The following is a 22,891-nucleotide window of genomic DNA, read 5'->3' on the forward strand; positions in this document are numbered from 1 at the left end:
CACGGTCGCCCTCATGGCGCCGTGGCGGTCGCTCAGGAACCGGCCTGCATGCGTCTTTCGAGTTCCGTCAGGTTCAGTTCAACCGTGACGGCGCCGATCTTCTTCTTGTCGGCAGAGAGGATTGTGAAGCTCACCTGGTCGCGCCAGATCTTGGCTTCGTCGTCCCATTCCGCTTCATCGACGAACAGGGCATCGTCGGCCACCGCAAATGTCTTCTGGTACTTGTCTTCGTCTCCCTGCCAGAAATCGCTGGTGACGGAGCTCTGACCGACGTTCAGGCCGGTCTTGTCCATCACGAAGATCTCGGCATAGAGGCCAAGAGACTTGCCCTGGATGCGGGCGAGGTAGACGGAAAGCGGGCTCGACAGGGTGGCTGCGATCAGCGGCTTGTCGGCGGCTTCACGCTCGGCCTTCCACTGGTTGTCCAGCGTGTCGATCTTGTCCTGGGTGAGGTTGTCAAAACGGGCATTCTGGGCTTCAACCGAGACCTGGACGATTTCAGTATCGATGAATTTGCGCATGTCCTCGATGACGGCGGGCGTCACGAGCTTCGCCACGTCCGGCTTGGGCGGCTCGGCCAAAACCGAGCCGGCGGACATGATCAGGGCGGCCATTGCTACAGATGTTTTCAGAACACTCATCAGTGGGTCTCCTCATATTGAGAAGAATTCTAGCATCCATTGTTAAATGGTCTCTTAATATAAGAAGATGTGAATCAAAAATTGTAATAAAATTCAAACAGTTGCAATTGATTTCAATCTGGGTAGATGAACTTCACTCTCTCAAGTTGTTGCTTGCTGGAGATTGGTGTTGAATACCGGACAGGCCAAATGCATTGAATTTGTGCAGGTTAGGCCAAGGCTGCGATGCGCTGGTGGTGCGGTGACGGGCGTGAGCCATAAAGGTTGCATCGCATAACGGTTGTAGGCGCTGCTCTCTCTGTGTTCGGCCTCTGAACGTTCCCATTCCCATTCCAATAGGCGTCCGCTGCCGGAAACACGAAGGCCGCCCGAAGGCGGCCTCAAAGGGATTGGATATCGCTCAGGCCCAACCCTGGAGTTCACGGCGCACCACGTTCTCGATCACGCGCATGCCGTTTTCGCTGTCGTTCAGGCAGGGAATGTGGGTGAACTTCTCGCCGCCATTGTGGAGGAAATCCTCGCCTGCTTCGCCGGCAATCTCCTCCAGCGTTTCCAGGCAGTCGGAGACAAAGCCCGGATTGAGGATGGCGATGCGCTTGACGCCGTCCTTGGCCAGTTTCTCCACCGTCTTGTCGGTATAGGGCTGCAGCCATTCCTCCGGCCCGAAGCGGGACTGGAAGGTGACCATCAGCTTCTCCTTCTCCCAGCCGAGATGGTCGCGCAGCAGCCGCGTCGTCTTGTAGCACTGGCAGTGATAGGGATCGCCCTTCATGAAGTAGGACTTCGGAATGCCGTGATACGAGGTGATGACCAGTTCCGGCTCCCAGTCGAGCGTGGCGAGATGCTCGTTGATCGAGTTGGCCAGTGCTTCGATGTAAACCGGGTCGTCGGCATATTGCGGCACGGTGCGCAGCGCCGGCTGCCAGCGCATCTTCAGGAGCGCCTTGAAGGCCTCGTCATTGACCGTCGCCGTGGTGGCTGCCGCATATTGCGGATAGAGCGGATAGATCAGGATCCGCTCGCAACCGGCCTTCTGCATTTCGTTCATCTTGGCCTGGATCGCCGGCTGGCCGTAGCGCATCGCCCAGTCGACATGCACGTTCGGCAGGTCCTTCAGCGCGGTCGCCAGCTTTTCCGCCTGGCTGCGGGTGTAGGTGCGCAGATAGCTTTCGTCGAGGTCCTTGTTCCAGATCTCCTCATAGGCCTTGCCGACCTTCTGCGGGCGCTTGTTCAATACGATGCCGTAAAGGATCGGATACCAGAACCAGCGGGACCACTCGATGACGCGCTTGTCCGTCAGGAATTCCTCGAGATAGCGGCGCATGGACTTGTAGTCGGTGCCGTCGGGGGTGCCGAGGTTGACGAGGAGCACGCCGACCTTGCCGAACTTGACGGGCGGATGGTCGGAGGGCCAGTGGGCGGGCATTGCGGTCATTGGGGTATCCTGATGATTTGCTGCAGGGAAGCAATACGTCGAAAGATGGCACTGGGATCATCTGATAAAAGCAAAAGCCGGCCCGGGGAAGCCCGGACCGGCTGGTGATCCTGCGGCGAACCGTCTTACTTCGGGGGAAGCTGCAGTTCCTTGCCGATGGTGATCAGGTTGGGATTGCGCAGGGCGTTGGCCTCGGCAATCTTCGTCCACAGCAGGCCGTCGCCATAGGTGGCCTTGGCGATCTTCCACAGGCTGTCACCGGCGACCACCTTGTAGGCTGTTTCGGCAACGGCCTTTGCTGTTTCGGTCGCCGTCTTCGCCGGAGCCGTTGCTGCAGGTGCCGCAGCGGCCGGTGCTTGCGCCGCCGGGGCGGCCGGAGCCTCCGTGGCCGGCGCTGCAGGCGCTTCTGCGGCAGGAGCGGTGGTGGTGCTGGCGGCGGCCGTTTCGACTGCCGTGATGCGGCCGTCGGTATAGGGCTTGTAGGGGCTGTTCTTGGCGATGTAGTCGGCGACCACCGTTTCGAGGCCGGGGCCGAAATCATAGGCGTTCTGGCCGCCGGTCGCGAAGACCTTGTAGCCGTCGCCGCCGCCGCGCATGTAGTTGTTGGTGGCAACGCCGTAGATCTTGTTGGCGTCGATTGCGACCCAGTTGTCGCCTTCCTTGACCAGAACATCCGAGATGCGGCTGCCAGCCGGCTTGGACTTGTCGAACGCGTATTTCAGACCCGAGACCTGCGGGAAGCGGCCAGCGCCTTCCTCGATCTGGCTCACACCATTTTCGAGGGCGGCGACGACGTCCGATCCCTTGAGCTGGAAGGAGGCGAGCGTGTTCTGGAAAGGCAGCACGGTCAGGACTTCGCCCATGGTGACGGTGCCGGCATCGATCGAGGCGCGCAGGCCGCCACCGTTCTGGATGGCGATGGTCACGCCCTGATCCTGCAGGCGGTCGACCATGGCATCGGCGACCAGGTTGCCCATGGTGCATTCCACCGCACGGCAGGTTTCGCGAGAGCCATCGATGGCATCGGACGTGGCGCCGATTTCCTTCAGCTTGATCTCCTCGATCGGACCGGCGAGTTCGGTGACCTTGGCGGTGAAGGCGGCATCCGGGGTCACCGAGGCGTCGAGCAGTTTCGGCGCACCGGCGGCGGATTTGACGACACCTGCATCGTCGAAGGTAACGGTCAGGTCACCGAGATATTTCGAATAGGCATAGGCCGTGACGATCGGCACGTCCTTGCCTGAGGGGTTCTTGACCAGGGTCGGATAAGGGCCGGCCGCCTTTTCGTCGGTGGAGGACAGCAGGGTATGGCTGTGGCCGCCGACAATGACGTCGATGCCGTCAACAGCGGCTGCGATCTCCTGGTCCTTGACGTAGCCGACATGGGACAGGAGGACGATCTTGTTGACACCCTGGCCTTCGATCTCCTTCACGGCATCCTTCAGGTAGCCGATCTCGTCTGCGAAGAGGATGGCATCGCCGGGCGACGAGGTTTCGTCGGTGTCGGTCGCGAGAACGGAGACCACGGCCACCTTCTCGCCGCCGAAGTCCTTGACGATGTAAGGCTTGAACTTGTCAGCGACCGGCGAATTGAGGCCCGCCAGCGTGTTGCCCGAGATCATCGGGAATTTCAGCGCGTCGATGAACTTGGCCAATTCTTCCGGACCGTCATCGAATTCGTGATTGCCGATCGCCATGGCGTCGAAGCCGATGCCGTTCATGAATTCGGCGATCGGGGCGCTTTTGTAGGTCGTGTAGAAGAGCGAGCCCTGGAACTGGTCGCCGGCATCGAGGGTCAGAACATTCTTGCCGGACAGTTCGCCACGACGGGCGTCGATGGCTGCCTTCACACGGGCGATACCGCCAAAGCACTCGTTCTTGGAGGCTTCCTCGGCCGAGCAAGTCGAGTCGGACTTGTTGATCGCTTCGATGCGGGAATGCAGATCGTTGATGTGGAGGATGTTGAGTTCGAAATCGGCGAGTGCTGCGCCTGTGGAAAGGGCGAGCACGGATGCGCTCAAGAGGCCTATTCGCAAGTGTCTGAACATCGTCTTTCTCCTGGTTCAATATCCGTCTGTCACTGTCTGGCATGCGACTGTGACAGATGCATGCCGGCTCGGGATGGCGGATGTTTTCATCTAGGCCGGGACAGGGCAAGGAAAAAAGCAGGTGGCGGTTCAGGTTAGAGGACACAAAACGAAAGAAGCGGCCATGGCGGCCGCTTCGAATTCGGAGACTTTGCGTGCTGCTTCAGGCGCGGCGGGCGAGTGAGAACTGCGCTCCGCTGTCGGATGTGCAGTTGAGCTGCGTCGGCGTGACGAGGGCGCAATTGACCTTCTGCTGGGTGTTGCGGACCAGCGACGTCATGTTGATCTCGACCAGGCGGTCGCCCTGTAGCGTGTAGGTGCCGGAGGCCAGGACCTGGTTCGTATCGGTGGTGCGGGTGGTGAAGGTGCCGCCGCGGAAGCTGGACGCGATGCCGTTCGGATCGACCCATTCGCCTTCGATCGACGGGCCCTGCTGGACGGTCGGGAGCTGACGCGGTGGACCGGACGAATAGCAGGACGTGAGGGCAAGGCCTGCAGCTGCCAGCGTCACCACGGTTTTGGTCTTCATCTCAATCTCCCACCAACTCGACAGGTCGGCCATGCCGCCCGCCCTTGTGCATTGTTGCAAACCATGCCGCGAAGCCTTGCCCAAAGCAAGGCTCAGCACTTCGGCACCCTCAGTTATCCCGGCTCAGTTGCGCTGCGATAGACCGCCTGGAGCCGCATGGCAAAAGGCCCGCCGCAAGCGACGGGCCTCGATCGGTCTCTGAATGGCTCAGCGAACCAAAATGTTCCGGAACTGCCACGGATCCTTTTCGTCGAGGTCTTCCGGGAAGAGGCCCGGGCGGCCGTCGAGCGGGGTCCAGTCGGTGTAGTGGCCTTCGACCGGGCCGAGATAGGGCGACTGCACTTCGAGGCAGCGCTTGTAGTCCATCTCGTCGGCTTCGACGATGCCGGCCTTCGGATTTTCCAGCGCCCAGACCATGCCGGCGAGTACGGCCGAGGTTACCTGAAGGCCGGTTGCGTTCTGGTAAGGAGCGATTTCGCGGGTTTCTTCGAGCGACAGGCGCGACCCATACCAGTAGGCATTCTTCTCGTGGCCATAGAGCAGCACGCCGAGTTCGTCGACGCCATCGACCAGTTCGTCTTCATCGAGAACGTGCAGGACCGGCTGCTGATTGCCGCCGTTGCCGAACATCTCGTGCAGCGAGAGCACGGCGTCATTGGCCGGGTGGTAGGCGTAATGGCAGGTCGGACGGTAGGTGACTTCGCCATCCTTCTCGACGGTGAAGTAGTCGGCGATCGAGATCGACTCGTTGTGGGTGACGAGGAAGCCGTATTGCGGGCCTGGCGTCGGGCACCAGGTGCGCACGCGGGTGTTGGCGCCGGGCTGTTCCAGATAGATGGCTGCCTTGCAGCCCTTCTTGTGCTTCTTGGCATTCTTCGGCATCCAGTTTTCATGGGTGCCCCAGCCGAGTTCGGCCGGCTGCAGGCCTTCCGAGATGAAACCTTCGACGGACCAGGTGTTCCAGAAGACGTTCAACGGCTTCGGGTTCTTGGTGCGCTGGGTGTCGCGTTCGGCGATGTGCACGCCCTTGACGCCGACCTTCTTCATCAGCTTGGCCCAGCCTTCGCGGTCATCCTGCGAAGGTTCCTCGAACTTGATGCCGATCTCGTTGGCGAGGTTGACGAGGCCCTGCTTGACGAACCAGGAGACCATGCCCGGGTTTGCGCCGCAGGTGGAGACAGCCGTCGTGCCGCCCGGGTTCTTCGCCTTTTCCTGGCGTACGGTTTCGCGCAGCGCATAGTTGGTGCGCTCGGAGTTCTTCATGTTCTTGTCGAAGTAGAAGCCGAGCCAGGGTTCGACGACGGTGTCGATGTAGAGAACGTCGAGCTTGCGGCAGAACTTCATCAGGTCGAGCGAACCGGTGTCGACGGAGAGGTTGACGCAGAAGCCCTGGCCTTCGCCTTCGGTCAGAAGCGGCTTCAGGAGCTTCTTGTAGTTGTCCTTGGTGACGTGGGCCTGGATGTGCTTGATGCCGTGCTTGGCCAGCAGTTCCGCCTCGTCGTTGCGGGGATCGATGACGACCATCCGGCTCTTGTCGAACTTGAAGTGGCGTTCGATCAGCGGCAGGGTGCCGCGGCCGATCGAGCCGAAGCCGATCATCACGATCGGGCCGGTGATCTCGCCATAAACCGGGTAGGTCTTCTCACTCATCTGGATCTCCTTGGAGGCGCGACCAGGCTGGTCCCGCAGGTGCGTTTCGGCCCGTGAGTGCGGGCCAAACCGATAATGGCGGTTCTAGATCACAAAACACTGACACAATAAAGACCATGCCCCGACGCGCGTCGGCCCTCAGGGGGAAATTTTCGCAGCATCCTGTCGCAGCTTCGCGACGAGGTGCGCCTTCTGCCGATCGAGGCCCTTGTAAGCGAGCTGGGCATCCTCCATCGTCTCCAGCTGGTCTGCCAGCGCTGCAGCCAGCCTGCGGCCTTCCGGATGCGTCTGGAAGAGGCAGACAGGGTCAAGATAGATGCGGATGGTGAAGACGATCGCGCCCGTGTCCGGCAGCTTGGTCAGTGTCTGACGCTCGACCCGGATCACCGCCTCCTCGGGTGCCGCCGCGTCGTTTCGTCCGGTTTCGGGGTGGAAGAGTTTTTCGCGCCAGTTGATCGACCAGTTGAAGCGCTCCGCCGGTTGGCCGGGCAACAGGTTGTCGAAGATGCGGTTGATCATGACCGCATTGCGCGTGCCGGCCTGGAAGCCCGGTACATGTTCGTGGACGGCCTCCATCGGCCGGTCGAACTTTTCGGAGAGCAGCCAGGACGAGGGGAAGGAGAGGTGGGCGGCTGCGATGGACCAGCCCGCCTCGCGCTTCATCATGATGACGAGATCGTCCTGGACGAGCATGCCGGCACGCAGGAGCGGGGGTGTGCTCTCATCGGCAAGGTCAATTGCATGACCGGCAACTTGAAGAATTTGGCCTTCCCGGCGGGAATGGCCCGGGTGATCCCGCTCGATATGGGCAACCAACGCCTCCAGGCATTCGTGCTGGGCGGGCAGGCTGTCCTCGGTTGCGCGAAAGACATCGTCGAGACGCGCCTCGATCAGATGACGTTTTTCGTCGAGATAGCGCTGCAGGTCGCGATCCGGCTCGATCCAGCGTGTGGGATCAAGCGCGCAGAGGCCAATCGTGAAAGGGCGGGTCGGACCGGCATAGGGGGCGTGAGAGAAGGGATGGGACATAGGGTGTCAGGCTCGCTTTGGCGCCAACCTGCCGCGTTGCCCGCCCGATGGCAAGATCGACTGTGCCCTGAAAGGCGGCGACAACGTCGCAGCAAAGTGAGGCGGGCCTTGACGAAGGCGGCTTCAGGCCGATTTCCTGTCCGCTCGTCCCCTTCTTTGAAAGACCTGACCTTGTTCATCCTTCCCCGCCTCGGCCTGATCCTGCTCGGCATCGTCGTCGTCCTTGCTCTCCTCTTGCTGGCACTGGCCATCGCGACCCAGATCCGCGCCCGTGCCATCGAGGAGCAGTATCCCAATATCGGCACGCTGACCGATGTCGGCGGCTTCCGCCTGAATGCGCTGCACGTGGCTGCCGGTCCCGACGCAGACCTGCCGCCGATCGTTTTCATCCATGGGGCCTCCGGCAATCTGCGCGACCAGGCGGGTGCCTTTCTGGAACCGCTGCGGGGGCGGGCGGAGATGCTCTTCGTCGACCGGCCGGGCCATGGTTACTCCGAACGGGGCGGGCCGGAGAACGATACGCCGGCCGGACAGGCCAATGCGATTGCGACGCTGATGGAGAAAATGGGCATCACACGGGCGATTATCGTCGGACATTCCTTCGGCGGTGCGATTGCGGCGAGCTTCGGGGTCTTGCATCCGGACAAGGTCGAGGGACTGGTCTTCCTCGCTGCCGCCACCCACCCCTGGCCGGGTGGCGTCGACTGGTACTATCACGTCGCCGCAGCGCCGATCATCGGTCCGCTCTTTTGCAACACGCTGGCGCTGCAGGCGGGCATGTCCCGGATCACTCCGGGCACCGCGCATGTCTTTGCGCCAAACCCGGTGCCGGCCTCCTATGTCGCGGAGACGGGCGCCGCACTCGTGCTGCGTCCGGCGACGTTTCGCGCCAATGCCACCGATGTCGCCGGGCTGCATGCCTATGTGACGGAATTTTCGAAGCGCTACAGCGAAATCGACAAGCCCACGGTGATCATCACCGGGGACAGCGACGAGATCGTGCTGGAGGAGATCCATTCGAAGGGGCTCGCGCGTGATATCAAAGGATCCGAACTCGTCTGGATCAAGGGGCTCGGCCACAAGCCGGATTACATCGTGACCGACATCGTCATTGCGGCGCTGGAGAAGATCTCAGGCCAGGCGCGTGACCTGCAGGCCATGGCGGGTGCTGCAGAGCCGCGTCTTGCGGCAACGCGTGTCGAGCCTGAAGGCCGGGCGCCGTCCTTGCAGGCCGGGCAGTAGTTGCCACGAAAAAAGCCGCCCGAAGACAGCTTTTTCCATGCGTTGGGTTCGATCAGATGCCGGTCTGGCCGTCCGAGCCGATATAGGCAATGCGCAGCATGTTGGTCGAACCGGGCGTGCCGAGCGGCACACCGGCGGACATGATGATGCGGTCGCCCGGTTTGCCGAAACCTTCTTCGACGACGATGCGGCATGCGCGGTTGACCATGTCGTCGAGATCGGTCGGCTCGGAGGAGACGACGCAATGCAGGCCCCAGACGACCGACAGACGGCGCGCGGTCTGGATGACCGGAGAGAGCGCGATGATCGGCACTTCCGGACGTTCGCGCGAGGCGCGCAGGCCGGTGTTGCCGGACGAGGTGTAACAGACGATTGCTTGCAGGCGGAGCGTCTCGGCGATCTGGCGGGCCGCGAGCGAGATGGCGTCAGCACCGGTTGCTTCCGGCTGGGCGCGCTGGGCGTAGATGATGCCGGGGTAATGCGGCTCGCGCTCGACGGTCTCGGCAATGGAAGCCATGGTCGCCACCGCTTCGACCGGATACTGGCCGGAAGCCGACTCGGCCGAGAGCATGATGGCGTCAGCGCCTTCGAAGACGGCGGTCGCGACGTCGGAGACTTCCGCGCGCGTCGGCACCGGTGCCGTGATCATCGATTCCAGCATCTGGGTCGCGACGACAACCGGCTTGCCTTCGCGGCGGCAGGCGCGGATCAACTGCTTCTGGATGCCGGGCACGCGCTCCAGCGGCATTTCGACGCCGAGGTCGCCGCGGGCCACCATCAGTGCGTCGGAGAGTTCGATGATCTCGTCGATGCGCTCGATCGCCTGCGGCTTTTCGATCTTCGACATCAGGCCGACGCGGCCCTTGGCGATCTTGCGGACTTCCGCCAGATCTTCCGGGCGCTGGATGAAGGAGAGTGCGACCCAGTCGACATCGTTGACGGCAAGCACGGCGTCGAGATCGGCGCGGTCCTTGTCGGTCAGAACGCCGGTTGCGAGAATGGTGTCGGGCAGGCTGACGCCCTTGCGGTCGGAGATCTTCGTGCCCGAGACGACTGTGGTCACGATGCTCTTGCCATCGCATTTCTCGGCGCGCAGATGCAGCTTGCCGTCATCGATCAGCAGGCGGTCGCCGGGCTTTACCGATTCCAGGATTTCCGGATGCGGGAGATAGACGCGGTTCGCGTCGCCGGGCACATCCTTGTTGTCGAGCGTGAACGTCTGGCCGGCCTTCAGCTCGACGGTGGTGTCGGCGAACTTGCCGACGCGAAGCTTCGGACCCTGGAGGTCGGCGAGGATGCCGATCGGACGGCCACAGGCGGCCTCGACACTGCGGATGCGCTGAACCAGCGTGCGCATCAGATCATGGCTGGCATGGCTCATGTTGATGCGGAAAAGATCGGCGCCGGCTTCGTGCAGCTTGCGGATCATGGCCTCTTCGGAAGAGGCGGGACCGAGCGTGGCGAGGATCTTTACTTTGCGGTTGCGCTTCATCAGTTCTGGCTTTCCTGGGTGCCTGACGTGTCGGAGAGCTGGACCATCCAGCTGCCTTGTCGTCCGGTGTCGTATTCCTTGAATCCCATCTGCTGATAGCCACGCGCGAAGCAGTCCTTCACGCCGACGATCTTGAACTCGTTTTCGGCGACACACATGTTGATGTCACCGGACCAGCGACCGCCACGGGCGGCGTCCTCAGCATAGAGATAATAGTAGCGCGATTGGAGTTCGCCTTCGATCAGTGTGGCGCAGGTGCCGGCCGGAACCTGCCACCAGCCCTCGGTGATCCAGCCCTCTTCGGCCCGATAGCCGACGGCAACGCCGACGAGGTTCTGTGTACCATTGCAGGCCCTGAATTCGGCATGCGCCGCGTTTGCCGCGAGCATGGGCGCAAACAGCGCGCCCGCGATCATCAGGGGCCTCAGAAAACGCGCGGCAACGCGATTGCAAAACTGTGTGTATTGCTTGTGCACGATTGCCGCCGGAACTCCAAAAATGCGCATGGGATGCCTTCTTGCGATGCTGACCTGAGAATGTCAACGCAACTCTAATCGATTATATTTCCACTCTTCGCCCAGTGCCGGGACCATGTTGTCCGATCTTGGCACAAACGTGACAGCCATGAAAGCTTGCGCTCCCTATTCCCCCCATGCGATCAAGCCTGCCTTAGCAGACGATGGCTTCGAACTGATGAATGAGCACTCCGTTTTCGAAATCCTAGATGGCCGTCATGACAGTGGCTTGGTGCTTCTGGCAGACCACGCCACAAATATCGTGCCGGAGCAATATGGTCGTCTTGGCCTGCCGGAAAGTGCGTTCGGCCGCCACATCGCCTATGACATCGGCATCGAGGCGCTGACGCGGCGGCTCTCCGCTCAACTGGGCGTGCCGGCGGTGATGTCGCGGTTTTCCCGCCTGCTCATCGATCCGAATCGCGGCGAGGATGATCCGACGATCATCATGCGCATCTCCGACGGCGCGATCATTCCGCGCAATCATCCGATCAGCGCCGAGGAATGGCAATACCGGATCGAGACCTATCACCGGCCGTATCACCAGGCCGTCGCCAACGTCATTGCGCAGGTGGCGGAGGCCTCCGGCAAAGCGCCGCTGGTCCTGTCGCTGCATTCCTACACGCCGGCCTGGAAGGGCGTGCCGCGGCCGTGGCATGCGGCGGTTCTGTGGGACACGGATGACCGGGCCGTGCGTCCGTTGATCGCGGCGCTGGAAGGCGAGGGGGATCTCCTCATCGGCGACAACGAACCTTACGACGGCGCGCTGAAGGGCGACACCATGTATCGCCACTGCATGACGGCGGGCATTGCGCATGCGCTGCTCGAAGTGCGGCAGGACCTGATCGGCCATGACGAGGGTGTCGAGGCCTGGGCCAATCGCCTGGCGCCGATCTTTGCCCGCCTCAATGCCGACCCGATGCTGCATGAATATCGGATACACCCCTCGCGGACTGGTCCCTATCCGGCCCATCCGATCACGCCCTGAAGGACTAAGCCCATGACCCTGCCGACCAAGGAGCAGCAGACCGAGCTGGAAGCCGCCGCCTTCCGCCGGCTTCTCTCGCATCTCAGCAACCGTCCCGACGTGCAGAACATCGACCTGATGAACCTCGCCGGTTTCTGTCGCAACTGCCTGTCCAACTGGTATCTCGATGCGGCAAACGAGAAGGGTCTGGATCTTACGAAGGATGAGAGCCGCGAGATCGTCTATGGCATGCCCTATGACGAATGGAAGGCGAAGAACCAGCTCGAGGCGAGCGCTGCGCAGCAGCAGGCCTTCGAGAAGAACCGGCCGCAGGAATGAGCTGCCGTTGACGCTTTGGGGACTTGACGCGGGCTTCGGTTCGCGGCACGTGAACCCCACGAAATTCCATCCCGAACTGCCATCCCCGACATGAAGGAGATTGCCCATGTCTGATGCCGCCCACGGCGTCGCCCGCGACCAGCTCCGCGCTTTCGTCGAGCGCATCGAGCGCCTCGAAGAAGAAAAGAAGACGATCGCCGACGATATCAAGGACGTCTATGGCGAAGCCAAGTCCATGGGCTTCGACACGAAGATCCTGAAAAAGGTCATCGCGCTGCGCAAGAAGGACGACCAGGAACGCATGGAAGAGGATCTGATCCTCGACACCTACCTGGCAGCGCTGGGCATGATCGAAAGCCCGCCCGAAGGCTGATCTTCGTTTCGAACAGACACAAAAAACCCGCCGATCCGGCGGGTTTTTTAATGCCTTTGTTTTGTCCTCGACGGATCAGGGCTGACCGAAGCGGCTCGGATCGACCGTTGTCGCATCCAGACGGAAGCCGACGGGAACGGTCGTGGTCGGGGCGAGCAGCGAACGCGAGACGACGCGCGGTGCCTTGCCCGGCTTGATCACTGTTTCGAACTTGCCCTGATTGAGGGCCCATTGTTCGATCATGCCCTTGGTCAGCTTTGTTCCGCCATACATCGCCATATGGGCGCGTTCGGCTTCTTCCTGGCCGGGGCGCCCGCCCTTGACCGGCAGCGCCGCATCGGCACCGGGTGCGGAGACCTTCGGCGTATCGAACATATCGCCGAATTCCGATGTCGCTTCGCCTGCCGGCTTTTGCGGCAGCGAGGCGACTTCCACCGACTTTGCGGCTGGTGCCGGCTTGGTTGCTGCCGGTGCAGCCGGTGCTGCACTTGCGGTTGCCCGTTCGGCCGGGATCGGTGCGGCCATTTCGGCCTGGTTGCTGTTTTCAAGTGCGTCGGCGGCTTCCGGCGACAGAATGGCCTGTTCGACCTCGTCGACTTCGGCTTCCTCTTCCGGCTGCGCACTGGCCAGAAGGGCCTCTGCCACGGCTGGACGAGCGGTCGGAACCGGAACGGTTGCACCATTGGCGAGAACCATGGCGTCGCTGTTCGGATCGATCGATGCCGTCATGACGGCCGGATCGTTTGTGGCCCGGTCGGGACGCGGGCCGAGCAGGGTCGGAACCGGGACCTTCATGCTGGCGAGGTCGGCGAATTCGCTCGATGGTGCTGCGGCCGGTACGGGCACACCGTTTGCAACCTGCTGCAGCGCATCTTCTGCGGCGTTGCGCGGCGGTTGGTAAAGCGCCACGGCAAGGCTTGCATCAGCCGGTCGAAGCGACGGGCGGGCCTGGGGAACAGGGGCGGAGTCCACGCCCGGCAGGGCATTGGCGACCATGACCGGCTCGGTGGCCGTGACCACGGGCGGCGGAGGCGGTGCTGCGGGCTCCGGTTGCGCGGCGAGTGCCGGACGTTCGGCCGGTGCCGGAACATCCTCTTCTTCATCCTCATCGCCGCCGCCGAACAGCATGGCGAGGAAGTTACGCGGACGGCTCGGGCGTTTCTCGTCGGCCACCATGATCGCGCCACCGGCTTCCAGGCGGCGCTTGTATTCGGCGAGTGCCTGCTGGTAGCCCGGCAGAGGCTTGCCATCGGACGGGATATGCACGGTTTTGCCGTCGGGGAAGAGGCGCACCAGGTCCTGGCGGTTCATGCGCGGCCAGGCGCGCACGCCGGCCACGTCCATGTGAACGAAGGGCGAGCCGGAATTGGGATAATAGCCAACGCCGCCCGCCTGCAGTTTCACGCCCAGTTCGCGCAGGGTCTTGAGCGCCACGCCCGGGATGTAGAAGTCCATCGCGGTGCCGCGCATATGCTGGCTTTCCTTCGCGACGCCCTTGGAGCGCGAACGCAGCATGGCATTGGTCTGCGGCGAACGGTAACCGGATACGGCCTTGATATAGCCCTTGGCGCCGGCGCGGCGGTAGACTTCCCAGACGAGGTCGAAGAGGCGCGGATCCATCTTCGTCGGCTCGTTGCGGCGCCAGTCGCGCAGGATGTAGTTGAGCTGTTTCAGACCCTTGGGGTCGTAGCGGCCATTGCGCTTGAAGGTAATCGAGGCGCGCTCGCCGGTATGGACGAATTCAATGTTGAGGGTGCGCGTTTCAGCACGCGCTGCACCGGCCGTCCCGAATGCGGTCACGGCACCGACGAAGAGAAAGGCCAGAAACGAACAGACCAGTCTCGCTGCGATCTTTGCGCATGCGGCCTGGGGCTTGCGCCCGTTCTGCCATCGGCGCGCGCTGATGTCTTGCGATGTCTGCAATGCTATCCCCGTCAGAATCCGTCCCACGCCAACTCAAGGTGAACGTCAAATGCGGTCACACCATGGCAAATTTGCCACATCCGCACAAGCAGTCACGTTATGGTGAACGTCTGCCTAACACATGTCAGGCTCTTGGTAGGCGATTAAGCTTACCCCAGAGTTAACAAGGGAAGATTGAGACAAATCAAGCGGCATCCTTTTGGGGGTCGTCCGGGTCGATGCCGTAGTCCTTGAGCTTGCGGTAGAGCGTCGAGCGCCCGATGCCGAGTTTGCGGGCCACCTGGCTCATCTGGCCGCGATAGAACTTCAGGGCGAAGCGGATCAGTTCCTCTTCGATCTCGGCCAGTTTGCGCACGTTCCCGGCCTCGTCCGTGCTGACGATGACATTGCCGGTCGACACATTGCCGAAACCTGTGGACGAGGGGGCGGCCGTGTGGCTTACGAAGGTGGCGGCCCGTTCGGCGAGCGCTGCCTGCACCTTGGCAACCGGACTCGATTCGTCCCGGATCTCGCTCGCATCGCGGCTTGCGGCACCGGAGCGGTGGCCGCTGACCTGGGCCGAAATCTGGGGAAAGTCGCTCTCGCCCAGGCTGACACCCTCGGCCAGAACCACCGCCCGGAAGATCGCATTTTCCAGCTGCCGGGTGTTGCCGGGCCAATCGAAGGCCGTCAGCAGGGCAATGGCCGACGCTTCGACCTGCAGCGTGCGGGGCAGACGCTGTTCCAGCGAAAAGCGCTCGACGAAGGTGCGCACCAGATGCGGAATATCCTCCTTGCGGCGGCGCAGCGCCGGGATCGTGATCGGAAAGACGTTGAGGCGGTAATAGAGGTCCTCGCGGAACCGGCCGGACTTCACCTCCTCGATGAGGTCCTTGTTGGTTGCCAGCACCAGCCGGACATTGACCTTGGAAGGCTGTTGCTGGCCGGCGCGTGCCACCTCGCCAGACTGCACCGCGTCCAGGAGACGCGCCTGCGCGATCGCCGGCAACTCGCTGATTTCTTCGATGAACAGGGTGCCGCCCTCGGCTTCGCCGAATTTGCCCACCGCCGATGCCGGGTCGAGATCGCCAAGGCGGCTTCCACCGAACAGGACCTCGTCGATCTGTGCCGGTGAGATTGACTGGCAGTTGACGGTGACGAAGGGGCGTGACGAACGGTCGCTGGCGGCATGGATGGCGCGGGCGACGAGTTCCTTGCCGACGCCAGCCTCGCCCTCAAGCATGACGGGAATGGTGGATTGCGCCGCGCGACGTCCGAGTTCGACGACACGAGACATCGAGGCGCTGGCGGCAACGATATCGGCGAAACTCACTGCGCCGCTGCGGGCTCTTCGCGGAGTGCGCCCCTGCAGGCTGCTGCGATGAATCTTCAGCGCGGCCTCGACGGCGCCCGACAGGCGCTCCGGGGCAAAGGGCTTCACGAGGAAATCGAAGGCGCCGGAGCGGACAGCGTCGAGCGCCGTTTCGGTTGCCCCTTCGGCGGTGGCGACGATCACCGGGACGGCCGGATTGATCTCTGCCAGCACGGCGAGGAGTCCGGATTGCAGGCCTTCGGGGGCGGAGGCGTCGATCACCACGACGCCGATCTGCTCGCGCTGGCGCCGGAAGGTATCGATGGCGGCATGCGCCGTTTCTGCGACATGAACGGAATGGCCGTGCGCTTCGATCGCAGCCTTCATGCTGCGGCGCTCGGCGGCATCTTCATCGATGAGTAGGATCTGTGCAGTCAAAGTTTGCTCCCCCGGGGTGAGTGCCGGCGCCTTCGCGCTCCTGGGTAATCGAGGGGGGAGCGTGCCAGAAAGGACTGAACATGTTGTTGGGAGAAAGCCTCGGATTTTAACGATTCTTAACCTGTATTGGCACAGGCGGCGGAAAGGTCGGTGGCGACGTGTATCGGCCAGTCTGCGGCGGATGTCACATCCATGGTGCAGGAGAGCGGCAGCGACAGCCTCTCTGTCGCGATCTGTCTGCGGCTTGCCGAGTGTGCCGGGACTGACTACATCTCCCGGCATCAGACAGGAAAGGACATCGTCATGAAGATCGACCGAAGCCACGTGTTTGCCAGTGCGACGGACGCTGCGGCGAAACAATCCGCAGCACTTGGCGATCTGCCCGTCTGGACGCTGGACCACCTCTATCCCGGCCAGAAATCCCCTGAATTCCTCGGCGCCGTCGAAAAGGCCGGGACCGGTGCGCTGGCGTTCGAAACCAAGTGGAAGGGCAAGCTGGAAGCGGCGCTGGAAACCGTCGGTGAGAACTCACTGGCCGAGGCTTTGCGCGAAATGGACGCGCTCGAAGATCTGCTCGGCCGCATCGCCTCCTATGCAGGCCTTACCTATTATTCCGACATGACCAATCCGGCGAACGGCAAGTTTTTCGGTGACATTCAGGCGAAGCTGACGGACATGTCGTCGCGTCTCCTGTTCTTCCCGTTGGAACTCAACCGCCTGGCTGACGATGCCGTCGATGCTGCCATGGATCGCGATCCGGCGCTCGCGCATTTCCGCCCCTGGATCGTCGACCTTCGTAAGGACAAGCCCTTCCAGCTTGACGACCGGATCGAGCAGCTGTTCCTGGAAAAGTCACAGACCGGCGCTGCGGCCTTCAACCGGCTGTTCGACGAGACGCTGGCAGCACTTCGTTTCAAGGTCGGCGATGAAGAGATGCCGCTCGAGCCGACCCTGACGCTTCTGCAGGATGCCGATCCGGCAAAACGCAAGCTGGCGGCGGAAGCGCTGTCGAAGACGTTCAAGGAGAATATCCGCATCTTCACCCTGGTGACGAACACGCTCGCCAAGGACAAGGACATTTCTGACCGCTGGCGCGGTTTCGAGGACATTGCCGACAGTCGCCATCTCGCGAACCGGGTCGAGCGAGAGGTGGTCGATGCATTGGCGGAAGCCGTGCGCGAAGCCTATCCGCGTCTTTCGCACCGCTATTACGCGATGAAGGCAAAGTGGCTCGGCATGGACCAGATGAACTTCTGGGATCGCAACGCCCCGCTCACGGAGACGCCCGACCGCCTGATCCCCTGGGACGAGGCCAAGGACATGGTGCTCTCGGCCTATGGCGGCTTTGCGCCTGAGATGGCCGAAATTGCCGGCCGTTTCTTCGACGGCGGCTGGATCGATGCGCCGGCGCGTCCCGGCAAGGCGCCGGGTGCCTTTGCCCATCCGACGGTTCCGTCCGCGCATCCTTATGTGCTGGTCAATTATCTGGGCAAGCCGCGCGACGTGATGACGCTGGCCCATGAACTCGGCCATGGCGTGCATCAGGTTCTGGCCGGCGGGCAGGGGGCCTTGATGTGCCAGACCCCGCTGACGCTTGCCGAGACAGCCTCCGTCTTCGGCGAGATGCTGACCTTCCGGGCGCTTCTTAACAAGACCACCGACAGCAAAGAGCGCAAGGCGATGCTCGCCCAGAAGGTCGAGGACATGATCAATACGGTCGTGCGCCAGATCGCGTTTTACCAGTTCGAGCGCAAGATCCATGCGGCGCGCAAGGAGGGCGAGCTGACGGCCGAGCAGATCGGCGAATTGTGGCTCTCGGTTCAGGAAGAAAGCCTCGGACCGGCGATCAAGATCTCGGAAGGCTACGAGACCTGGTGGGCCTATATCCCCCACTTCATCCATTCGCCGTTCTACGTCTATGCCTATGCCTTCGGTGACTGCCTGGTGAATTCGCTTTACGCGGTTTACCGGAATGCCGAGGACGGCTTCCAGCAGAAGTATTTCGAGCTTCTGAAGGCTGGCGGAACGAAGCATCACTCCGAACTTCTCGCCCCCTTCGGCCTCGATGCCACCGATCCGGCTTTCTGGAGCAAGGGCCTGTCGATGATCGAGGGATTGATCGATGAGCTGGAAGCGCTCGACAAGGCAGGCTGATCAGGCTTGCGTGACGATCTAGGTGGCGAGCAAAGCCGCCGCCTGGGTCCGGGTTGCAACGCCGAGCTTCCGCAGGATCTGCGCGACGTGATAGTCGACCGCACGCTTGGTGCGGTCCATGATCAGCGCGATATCCGCATTGGATTTGCCTTCGGCGACCCAGCGAAGGATTTCGCGCTGCTCTTCCGACAGGAGTGCGATGCGCGGATCGTCAACGGTGCGGGCCGCACAGGCTGCCAGCAGAAGCGTCCGCTTCAGAAGGACCATCGCGGACAGTGAAAAGGCCTGCCGGATCTGCTCTGGCGAAAACACGCGAGGCGAGCGCGAGGCCACCACCATCCCCCAGACCTCATTGCCCCGCTCCTGCAGGGGCATGTTCAGACCGGCCTGCAGCTTCAGATCCCTGACGAAATCAAGGAAGCGGCTTCCCGGCGCTTCGCGTTCGAGGCTGTCGCGATCCCATGGCACCACCGTCGCACTTGTCAGGGTGCGTTCCATCACCGGATCGCGCGTCGTGATCTTCCGGCGAAGCGAGGGGAGCGCCAGGACATCGAAGGTCTTGATCCAGTCGCATGGCATGGCCCGGCGTGTCACGCGGTCGAAACCGCCGACAACGAATTCGGTCAAGCCAAGCTTTCCGAAACTGTCGACGCAGATCTCGAACAAATTTTCCAGCGTGTCCGTCTCAATGATCGATCGAACGGACGAGGTGAAGTTGACGTCGGAAATTGGACCTCTCCATCTTCGCAAGTGCCCCACCTGTCGACGACATGCACTTGCCGGGCATCGGCCACGATGGCAGGGAGAGCAGGCGAACGGGCAAGAAAACTTGACCGGGGGTGCGAGAGAGCTGTGCGATATTTGAACGACAGTTTGGCTCACAACCCGCCAATCAACATACGCCCAGTAGACACCTAGCACTACACGGTTGACAACTGCTTAACCGAACAGGCGATCTTTGCGCAATTGCAATATCTACTGACAGCCTACCAATGCGCGAAGGAATTTTCATGAAAAATATTTCGATCGGAGCGAAGTTCACGCTCATCGCAAGTCTGTTTCTGTTGCTGGCCGTCGGTATGGCCGTTTATGTCAATACACAGGTCAAGGTCCTGACGGAGGCCTATTCGGGCTTGCTGAAGGACGAGACCAAGGCTGCTTCCCAGCTCACCCGCGCCAATCGGGCGCTTTTCACGGCCCGCGCGTCGCTCGCAGATATGATCATGATGTCCGATCCCAAGGCGATCGCTGCCGCGAAAGGCGACTTGATCGAGGCGCGCAAATCCATGTTGGAGATGATTGACAGCGCATCGCAAGCACTGCCGAGAGAGGAGGCCCATGCTGGCGTCCACGAAACTCTGGCGTCGGTCAAGGATAGCGCTACCAGCATTTTCGACGTCAGTTGCGCCCGCGTCATTCAGGTCGGGGAAAAGAGCACCACTCCGGACGAGATCATCTCTGCCGTCAGCCTTTACACGCGGGAATGCCAGCCCAAATTTTCCGCCGTCTCGGCCGAGCTGTCCAAGGTTAGATCCGAGGTTAGCGACGCTGCCGACCATGAGGGGGAAGAACTGGCGGGCGTGGCCAACAACACCCGCATGATCACCGTCGTGGTTATGATCTCCGGCGGCCTGCTGGTGTTTGCCATCGGCTTTGCCCTGTTCCGCGTCAGCGTCGTCGCTCCGATCGGTCATCTGACGACGCGGATGTCGGTCATCGCTCAGGGCGATTTCGCCGTGGATGTTCCCGAAACCAATCGTCGCGACGAGATCGGCAAAATGGCCCAGGCCCTTCAGGTCTTCAAGGATAACGGCCTGCATACGCTGCAGCTGCAGAGCGAGGCCGAAGCGGCCCGCACGGCGACCGAGGCCGATCGCCTGGCCGCTGCGGAACGGGACCGCCAGATCGCCGCCGAAATGGCGCAGGCGACCAAGTCGCTGGCACACGGCCTGCGTCGCATGGCGGACGGCGATCTGAGCGCCGGGATCGACGAAGCCTTCGCCCCGTCGTTCGAGAGCCTGCGTCAGGACTTCAACCGGACGGTTGTCCAGCTTCGCGACACGCTGCAGGCGGTCACCCAGTCGACACGCTCCATCGATGCCGGCTCGCGCGAACTGGATCTCTCGGCGGATGCCCTGTCGAAGCGCACGGAACAGCAGGCCTCTGCCCTTGAGGAAACGGCTGCTGCCCTCGACGAGATTACCGTCAACGTGGCCAATTCCTCGAAGCTTGCCCAGCAGGCCCGGGCTGCGGCGGCAGAGGCCAATCGCGCCGCGTCCGAATCGAGGGCGGTGGTGACAACCGCCATGGATGCGATGAGCACGATCGAGGCCTCGTCGGGTCAGATTTCGAGCATTATCGGCGTCATCGACGAGATCGCCTTCCAGACCAACCTGCTCGCGCTGAACGCCGGTGTCGAGGCTGCTCGCGCCGGAGACGCCGGCAAGGGGTTTGCGGTCGTCGCCCAGGAAGTCCGTGAGCTCGCCCAGCGTTCAGCCCAGGCGGCCCGCGAGATCAAGGATCTGATCCGCAGTTCCACCCAGCAGGTCGGGACCGGTGTCGATCTTGTCGCCCGTACCGGCAAGGCATTGGAAATGATCGAGGAATGCGTGGCGGTGGTGAACGGTCACATCGACTCGATCGCGGTTTCGGCCCAGGAACAGTCCACCGGGCTTGTGCAGGTCAACAGCGCCGTCAACCAGATCGATCAGCAGACCCAGCAGAATGCCGCCATGGCCGAAGAGGCAACCGCTGCCTCGAACGCCTTGGCCGCCGAGGCGGTGACCCTGCGCGATCTCATTGGCCATTTCAACCTGATGGCCGGTTCCACGGATCAGGTCCGCAGGACCTCCGGCGCGCAAGCCGACAGGCGGGCCGCCTGACGGCAGACTTTGGCAGGCGGCCGGGGAGGATTTCGGTCCGGCCGCCTGTTCGCGACGCGCCATGGCGGGTGTCTGGTTGTCGCGCTTCGCCCGATATGCGAAGACACCGGCATGGACGACAGCCTGCTTTCCCCGATCGATGCGCCGTCGGCGCTCCATGCCCTTTTTCGTGACGACAAGACTGGCCGGAGCCTGCTGTTCGCAGATCCGCAGGACCTCGTCGTCGTGCGCAGGACGGACGAGATCAAGCCGGCGATCGAAAGATTGGAGCGCGCCCGGCGGGCCGGGAAATGGCTGGCGGGGTATCTTTCCTACGAAGCCGGTTTCGCCTTCGAGGAGAAGCTTGCGCCGCTCATCGTCGAGGGGCGGGATACACCGCTCATCGCGATCGGCATATTCGACGGTCCGGCCCCGGCCGATCACCCTCTGGCGCAGCCGCCATCCAACATTCCGAATGCGCCCTTTCTCAGCGAGCCGCGCGCCGGTTGGGACTTTGATGCCTATCGCACCCGTTTCGAGCGCCTGCATGAGCACCTGCGCAAGGGGGACTGTTACCAGGCCAACCTGACCATGCCCGTGGAAGCCCGCTGGTCGGGCGATCCGCGTGCCGCCTTCTGGTCGCTGGTCGGGCGCCAGCCGGTGCATTATGGCGCCCTCATCGATTTCGGTTATCCGGTCATTCTCTCCCGCTCGCCGGAACTGTTCTTTTCCGTCGATGAAGACGGCTTCATCGAGACCCGGCCGATGAAGGGCACGGCGGCGCGCGGCGCAACGCCCGAGGAGGACGCGGCGATCATCGCGGCCATGCTGGACGATGAGAAGACCCAGGCCGAAAACCGGATGATCGTCGATCTCCTGCGCAACGACGTCTCGGTGATCTCCGAAGTCGGCACCTTGTCGGTTCCGAAGCTTTTTGCGATCGAGACCTATCCGACCGTGCACCAGATGGTGAGCCATGTCCGTGCAAAGCTGTTGCCCGACGTCGGGCTGCCCGAGATCATCGCCGCCCTCTTCCCCTGCGGCTCCGTGACGGGTGCGCCGAAGATGTGGGCGATGCGCATTCTGCATGAACTGGAGGCCGGTCCCCGCGACGTCTATTGCGGCGCGATCGGATGGTGCGATCCGCAAGGACCGATGCGTTTTTCCGTGGCCATTCGTACCCTCTCCCTTTTCAAGGGCGGTCGGGCAGTCTTCAATGTCGGCGGCGGCATCGTCTTCGATTCGAAGGCAGAGGCCGAGTATCAGGAATGCCTCTTGAAGGCCCGTTTTGCCCTGGGGGATCAATGGATTTCTCGCTGATCGAGACGATGCGGTGGCAGCCGGACGCGGGCTTCCTCAGGCTCGACCAGCATCTGCGCCGGCTTGCACGATCTGCCGACGCGCTCGGTTTTCGCCAGCCGCAGGATGCGCGTGGCAAACTGGAGAAGGAAGTTTCCGGCGACACGCCGCTGCGCGTGCGGCTGGTGATGAGCTTTCGCGGGAAGATCGAGATCACCACGAGCCCTTACATTGCCGAAGCCGAAGAGGCGGTCTGGCGGGTGAAGGTTGCAAAGACGCGGCTGCAATCGGAGGACAGCCTCTTTCGTCACAAGACGACCCGCCGCGAGCCTTATGAGGCGGCGCGGGCGGAGTTCTCCAAGGACGAGGCAGATGAGGTGATCCTGCTCAACGAGCGCGACGAAGTCTGCGAGGGCACGATCACCAACATCTTCGCCGAGGCAGCCGATGGCACGCTGCTGACCCCGCCGCTGACCAGCGGTCTGCTGCCCGGCGTGCTCCGGGCCGAACTGATCCGCGAGCGCAGGGCCCGTGGCGAGGTGTTGAAGCTATCCGACCTCAGCCATCGCAAGCTGTTTGTCGGCAACTCCCTGCGCGGACTGATCCGCGCTGAACTCATCGAATAG

The 22,891-nt window shown here is 62.4% G+C and carries 19 protein-coding genes; 8 read left to right on the plus strand and 11 right to left on the minus strand.

Annotation, left to right across the window (positions count from 1 at the left end; all coding sequences use genetic code 11):
- Positions 1-32: 32 nt before the first annotated feature.
- The 6 genes from DMY87_RS12205 to DMY87_RS12230 form a co-directional block, all read right to left on the minus strand.
- Positions 33-641 carry a hypothetical protein gene (locus DMY87_RS12205; protein ID WP_110791655.1) on the minus strand — a complete coding sequence of 203 codons (609 nt, stop codon included), beginning with the start codon at positions 639-641 and terminating at the stop codon, positions 33-35.
- A 400-nt stretch (positions 642-1,041) separates the two neighbouring features.
- On the minus strand, positions 1,042-2,076 hold the full coding sequence (hemH, locus tag DMY87_RS12210; RefSeq protein WP_110791657.1) for a ferrochelatase: 1,035 nt from the start codon (positions 2,074-2,076) through the stop codon (positions 1,042-1,044).
- A 125-nt stretch (positions 2,077-2,201) separates the two neighbouring features.
- Positions 2,202-4,124, minus strand: a complete 1,923-nt coding sequence (locus DMY87_RS12215; protein ID WP_110791659.1) for a 5'-nucleotidase C-terminal domain-containing protein — start codon at positions 4,122-4,124, stop codon at positions 2,202-2,204.
- 202 nt (positions 4,125-4,326) lie between these two features.
- The gene (gene omp10, locus DMY87_RS12220) at positions 4,327-4,692 is read right to left on the minus strand and encodes an outer membrane lipoprotein Omp10 (protein WP_110791660.1); all 366 of its coding nucleotides are present in this window, start codon (positions 4,690-4,692) and stop codon (positions 4,327-4,329) included.
- A gap of 207 nt (positions 4,693-4,899) precedes the next feature.
- Entirely contained in the window at positions 4,900-6,342 is a 1,443-nt protein-coding gene (locus DMY87_RS12225) for a homospermidine synthase (protein ID WP_110791662.1), read from the minus strand.
- Positions 6,343-6,480: 138 nt separating this feature from the next.
- Positions 6,481-7,371, minus strand: a complete 891-nt coding sequence (locus tag DMY87_RS12230; RefSeq protein WP_110791664.1) for a heme-dependent oxidative N-demethylase family protein — start codon at positions 7,369-7,371, stop codon at positions 6,481-6,483.
- A 171-nt stretch (positions 7,372-7,542) separates the two neighbouring features.
- Between DMY87_RS12230 and DMY87_RS12235 the strand changes: the two genes are divergently transcribed.
- A complete protein-coding gene (locus DMY87_RS12235) occupies positions 7,543-8,613 on the plus strand; it encodes an alpha/beta fold hydrolase (RefSeq protein ID WP_165826214.1) in 1,071 nt (356 codons plus the stop codon).
- A 52-nt stretch (positions 8,614-8,665) separates the two neighbouring features.
- Here the strand turns inward: DMY87_RS12235 and pyk are convergent, their stop codons facing one another.
- Together pyk and DMY87_RS12245 are read right to left on the minus strand one after the other, a co-directional pair.
- Positions 8,666-10,105: a pyruvate kinase gene (pyk, locus tag DMY87_RS12240; RefSeq protein WP_110791667.1), complete on the minus strand. Its 1,440-nt coding sequence runs from the start codon at positions 10,103-10,105 to the stop codon at positions 8,666-8,668.
- A complete protein-coding gene (locus DMY87_RS12245; protein WP_245408914.1) occupies positions 10,105-10,521 on the minus strand; it encodes a DUF1036 domain-containing protein in 417 nt (138 codons plus the stop codon). The genes pyk and DMY87_RS12245 overlap by 1 nt, the downstream gene beginning before the upstream one ends.
- A gap of 277 nt (positions 10,522-10,798) precedes the next feature.
- Between DMY87_RS12245 and DMY87_RS12250 the strand changes: the two genes are divergently transcribed.
- From DMY87_RS12250 to DMY87_RS12260, 3 genes are all read left to right on the plus strand, one after another.
- Complete coding sequence (locus DMY87_RS12250) at positions 10,799-11,608, plus strand: N-formylglutamate amidohydrolase (protein ID WP_110792161.1); 810 nt, start codon at positions 10,799-10,801, stop codon at positions 11,606-11,608.
- A 12-nt stretch (positions 11,609-11,620) separates the two neighbouring features.
- On the plus strand, positions 11,621-11,926 hold the full coding sequence (locus DMY87_RS12255) for a DUF1244 domain-containing protein (protein ID WP_110791670.1): 306 nt from the start codon (positions 11,621-11,623) through the stop codon (positions 11,924-11,926).
- A gap of 106 nt (positions 11,927-12,032) precedes the next feature.
- Positions 12,033-12,299 carry a DUF2312 domain-containing protein gene (locus DMY87_RS12260; protein WP_054157131.1) on the plus strand — a complete coding sequence of 89 codons (267 nt, stop codon included), beginning with the start codon at positions 12,033-12,035 and terminating at the stop codon, positions 12,297-12,299.
- Between the two features lie 75 nt (positions 12,300-12,374).
- On the opposite strand, the gene DMY87_RS12265 is transcribed toward DMY87_RS12260, so the two are convergent.
- Both DMY87_RS12265 and DMY87_RS12270 read right to left on the minus strand, forming a co-directional pair.
- Positions 12,375-14,222, minus strand: a complete 1,848-nt coding sequence (locus DMY87_RS12265; RefSeq protein ID WP_110791672.1) for a peptidoglycan L,D-endopeptidase MepK — start codon at positions 14,220-14,222, stop codon at positions 12,375-12,377.
- A gap of 184 nt (positions 14,223-14,406) precedes the next feature.
- Positions 14,407-15,951, minus strand: a complete 1,545-nt coding sequence (locus tag DMY87_RS12270; RefSeq protein WP_110791674.1) for a sigma-54-dependent transcriptional regulator — start codon at positions 15,949-15,951, stop codon at positions 14,407-14,409.
- A gap of 303 nt (positions 15,952-16,254) precedes the next feature.
- On the opposite strand from DMY87_RS12270, the gene DMY87_RS12275 reads away from it, so the two are divergent.
- Positions 16,255-18,105, plus strand: coding sequence for a M3 family oligoendopeptidase (locus DMY87_RS12275; RefSeq protein WP_110792163.1), 1,851 nt, complete (start codon positions 16,255-16,257; stop codon positions 18,103-18,105).
- An 18-nt stretch (positions 18,106-18,123) separates the two neighbouring features.
- Here DMY87_RS12275 and DMY87_RS12280 read toward each other — a convergent pair whose 3' ends face one another.
- Complete coding sequence (locus DMY87_RS12280; protein WP_133253016.1) at positions 18,124-18,732, minus strand: helix-turn-helix transcriptional regulator; 609 nt, start codon at positions 18,730-18,732, stop codon at positions 18,124-18,126.
- A gap of 383 nt (positions 18,733-19,115) precedes the next feature.
- Between DMY87_RS12280 and DMY87_RS12285 the strand changes: the two genes are divergently transcribed.
- The 3 genes from DMY87_RS12285 (at position 19,116) to DMY87_RS12295 (ending at position 22,891) form a co-directional block, all read left to right on the plus strand.
- Positions 19,116-20,987, plus strand: coding sequence for a methyl-accepting chemotaxis protein (locus tag DMY87_RS12285; protein ID WP_165826215.1), 1,872 nt, complete (start codon positions 19,116-19,118; stop codon positions 20,985-20,987).
- A gap of 111 nt (positions 20,988-21,098) precedes the next feature.
- Complete coding sequence (locus DMY87_RS12290) at positions 21,099-22,286, plus strand: aminodeoxychorismate synthase component I (RefSeq protein WP_110791679.1); 1,188 nt, start codon at positions 21,099-21,101, stop codon at positions 22,284-22,286.
- Entirely contained in the window at positions 22,271-22,891 is a 621-nt protein-coding gene (locus DMY87_RS12295; RefSeq protein ID WP_110791680.1) for an aminotransferase class IV family protein, read from the plus strand. The genes DMY87_RS12290 and DMY87_RS12295 overlap by 16 nt, the downstream gene beginning before the upstream one ends.

Source organism: Peteryoungia wuzhouensis, from assembly GCF_003205195.1.
In the GTDB taxonomy this organism is placed as follows: Bacteria; Pseudomonadota; Alphaproteobacteria; order Rhizobiales; family Rhizobiaceae; genus Allorhizobium; species Allorhizobium wuzhouense.

Coding starts and splice junctions, on each gene's coding strand:
- DMY87_RS12260 (WP_054157131.1), top strand. CDS start 12,033: ATGTCTGATGCCGCCCACGGCGTCGCCCGCGACCAGCTCCGCGCTTTC.
- DMY87_RS12290 (WP_110791679.1), top strand. CDS start 21,099: ATGGACGACAGCCTGCTTTCCCCGATCGATGCGCCGTCGGCGCTCCAT.
- DMY87_RS12285 (WP_165826215.1), top strand. CDS start 19,116: ATGAAAAATATTTCGATCGGAGCGAAGTTCACGCTCATCGCAAGTCTG.
- DMY87_RS12230 (WP_110791664.1), bottom strand. CDS start 7,371: ATGTCCCATCCCTTCTCTCACGCCCCCTATGCCGGTCCGACCCGCCCT.
- omp10 (WP_110791660.1), bottom strand. CDS start 4,692: ATGAAGACCAAAACCGTGGTGACGCTGGCAGCTGCAGGCCTTGCCCTC.
- DMY87_RS12205 (WP_110791655.1), bottom strand. CDS start 641: ATGAGTGTTCTGAAAACATCTGTAGCAATGGCCGCCCTGATCATGTCC.
- DMY87_RS12245 (WP_245408914.1), bottom strand. CDS start 10,521: ATGATCGCGGGCGCGCTGTTTGCGCCCATGCTCGCGGCAAACGCGGCG.
- DMY87_RS12295 (WP_110791680.1), top strand. CDS start 22,271: ATGGATTTCTCGCTGATCGAGACGATGCGGTGGCAGCCGGACGCGGGC.
- DMY87_RS12215 (WP_110791659.1), bottom strand. CDS start 4,124: ATGTTCAGACACTTGCGAATAGGCCTCTTGAGCGCATCCGTGCTCGCC.
- DMY87_RS12255 (WP_110791670.1), top strand. CDS start 11,621: ATGACCCTGCCGACCAAGGAGCAGCAGACCGAGCTGGAAGCCGCCGCC.
- DMY87_RS12225 (WP_110791662.1), bottom strand. CDS start 6,342: ATGAGTGAGAAGACCTACCCGGTTTATGGCGAGATCACCGGCCCGATC.
- DMY87_RS12275 (WP_110792163.1), top strand. CDS start 16,255: ATGAAGATCGACCGAAGCCACGTGTTTGCCAGTGCGACGGACGCTGCG.
- pyk (WP_110791667.1), bottom strand. CDS start 10,105: ATGAAGCGCAACCGCAAAGTAAAGATCCTCGCCACGCTCGGTCCCGCC.
- DMY87_RS12250 (WP_110792161.1), top strand. CDS start 10,799: ATGAATGAGCACTCCGTTTTCGAAATCCTAGATGGCCGTCATGACAGT.
- hemH (WP_110791657.1), bottom strand. CDS start 2,076: ATGACCGCAATGCCCGCCCACTGGCCCTCCGACCATCCGCCCGTCAAG.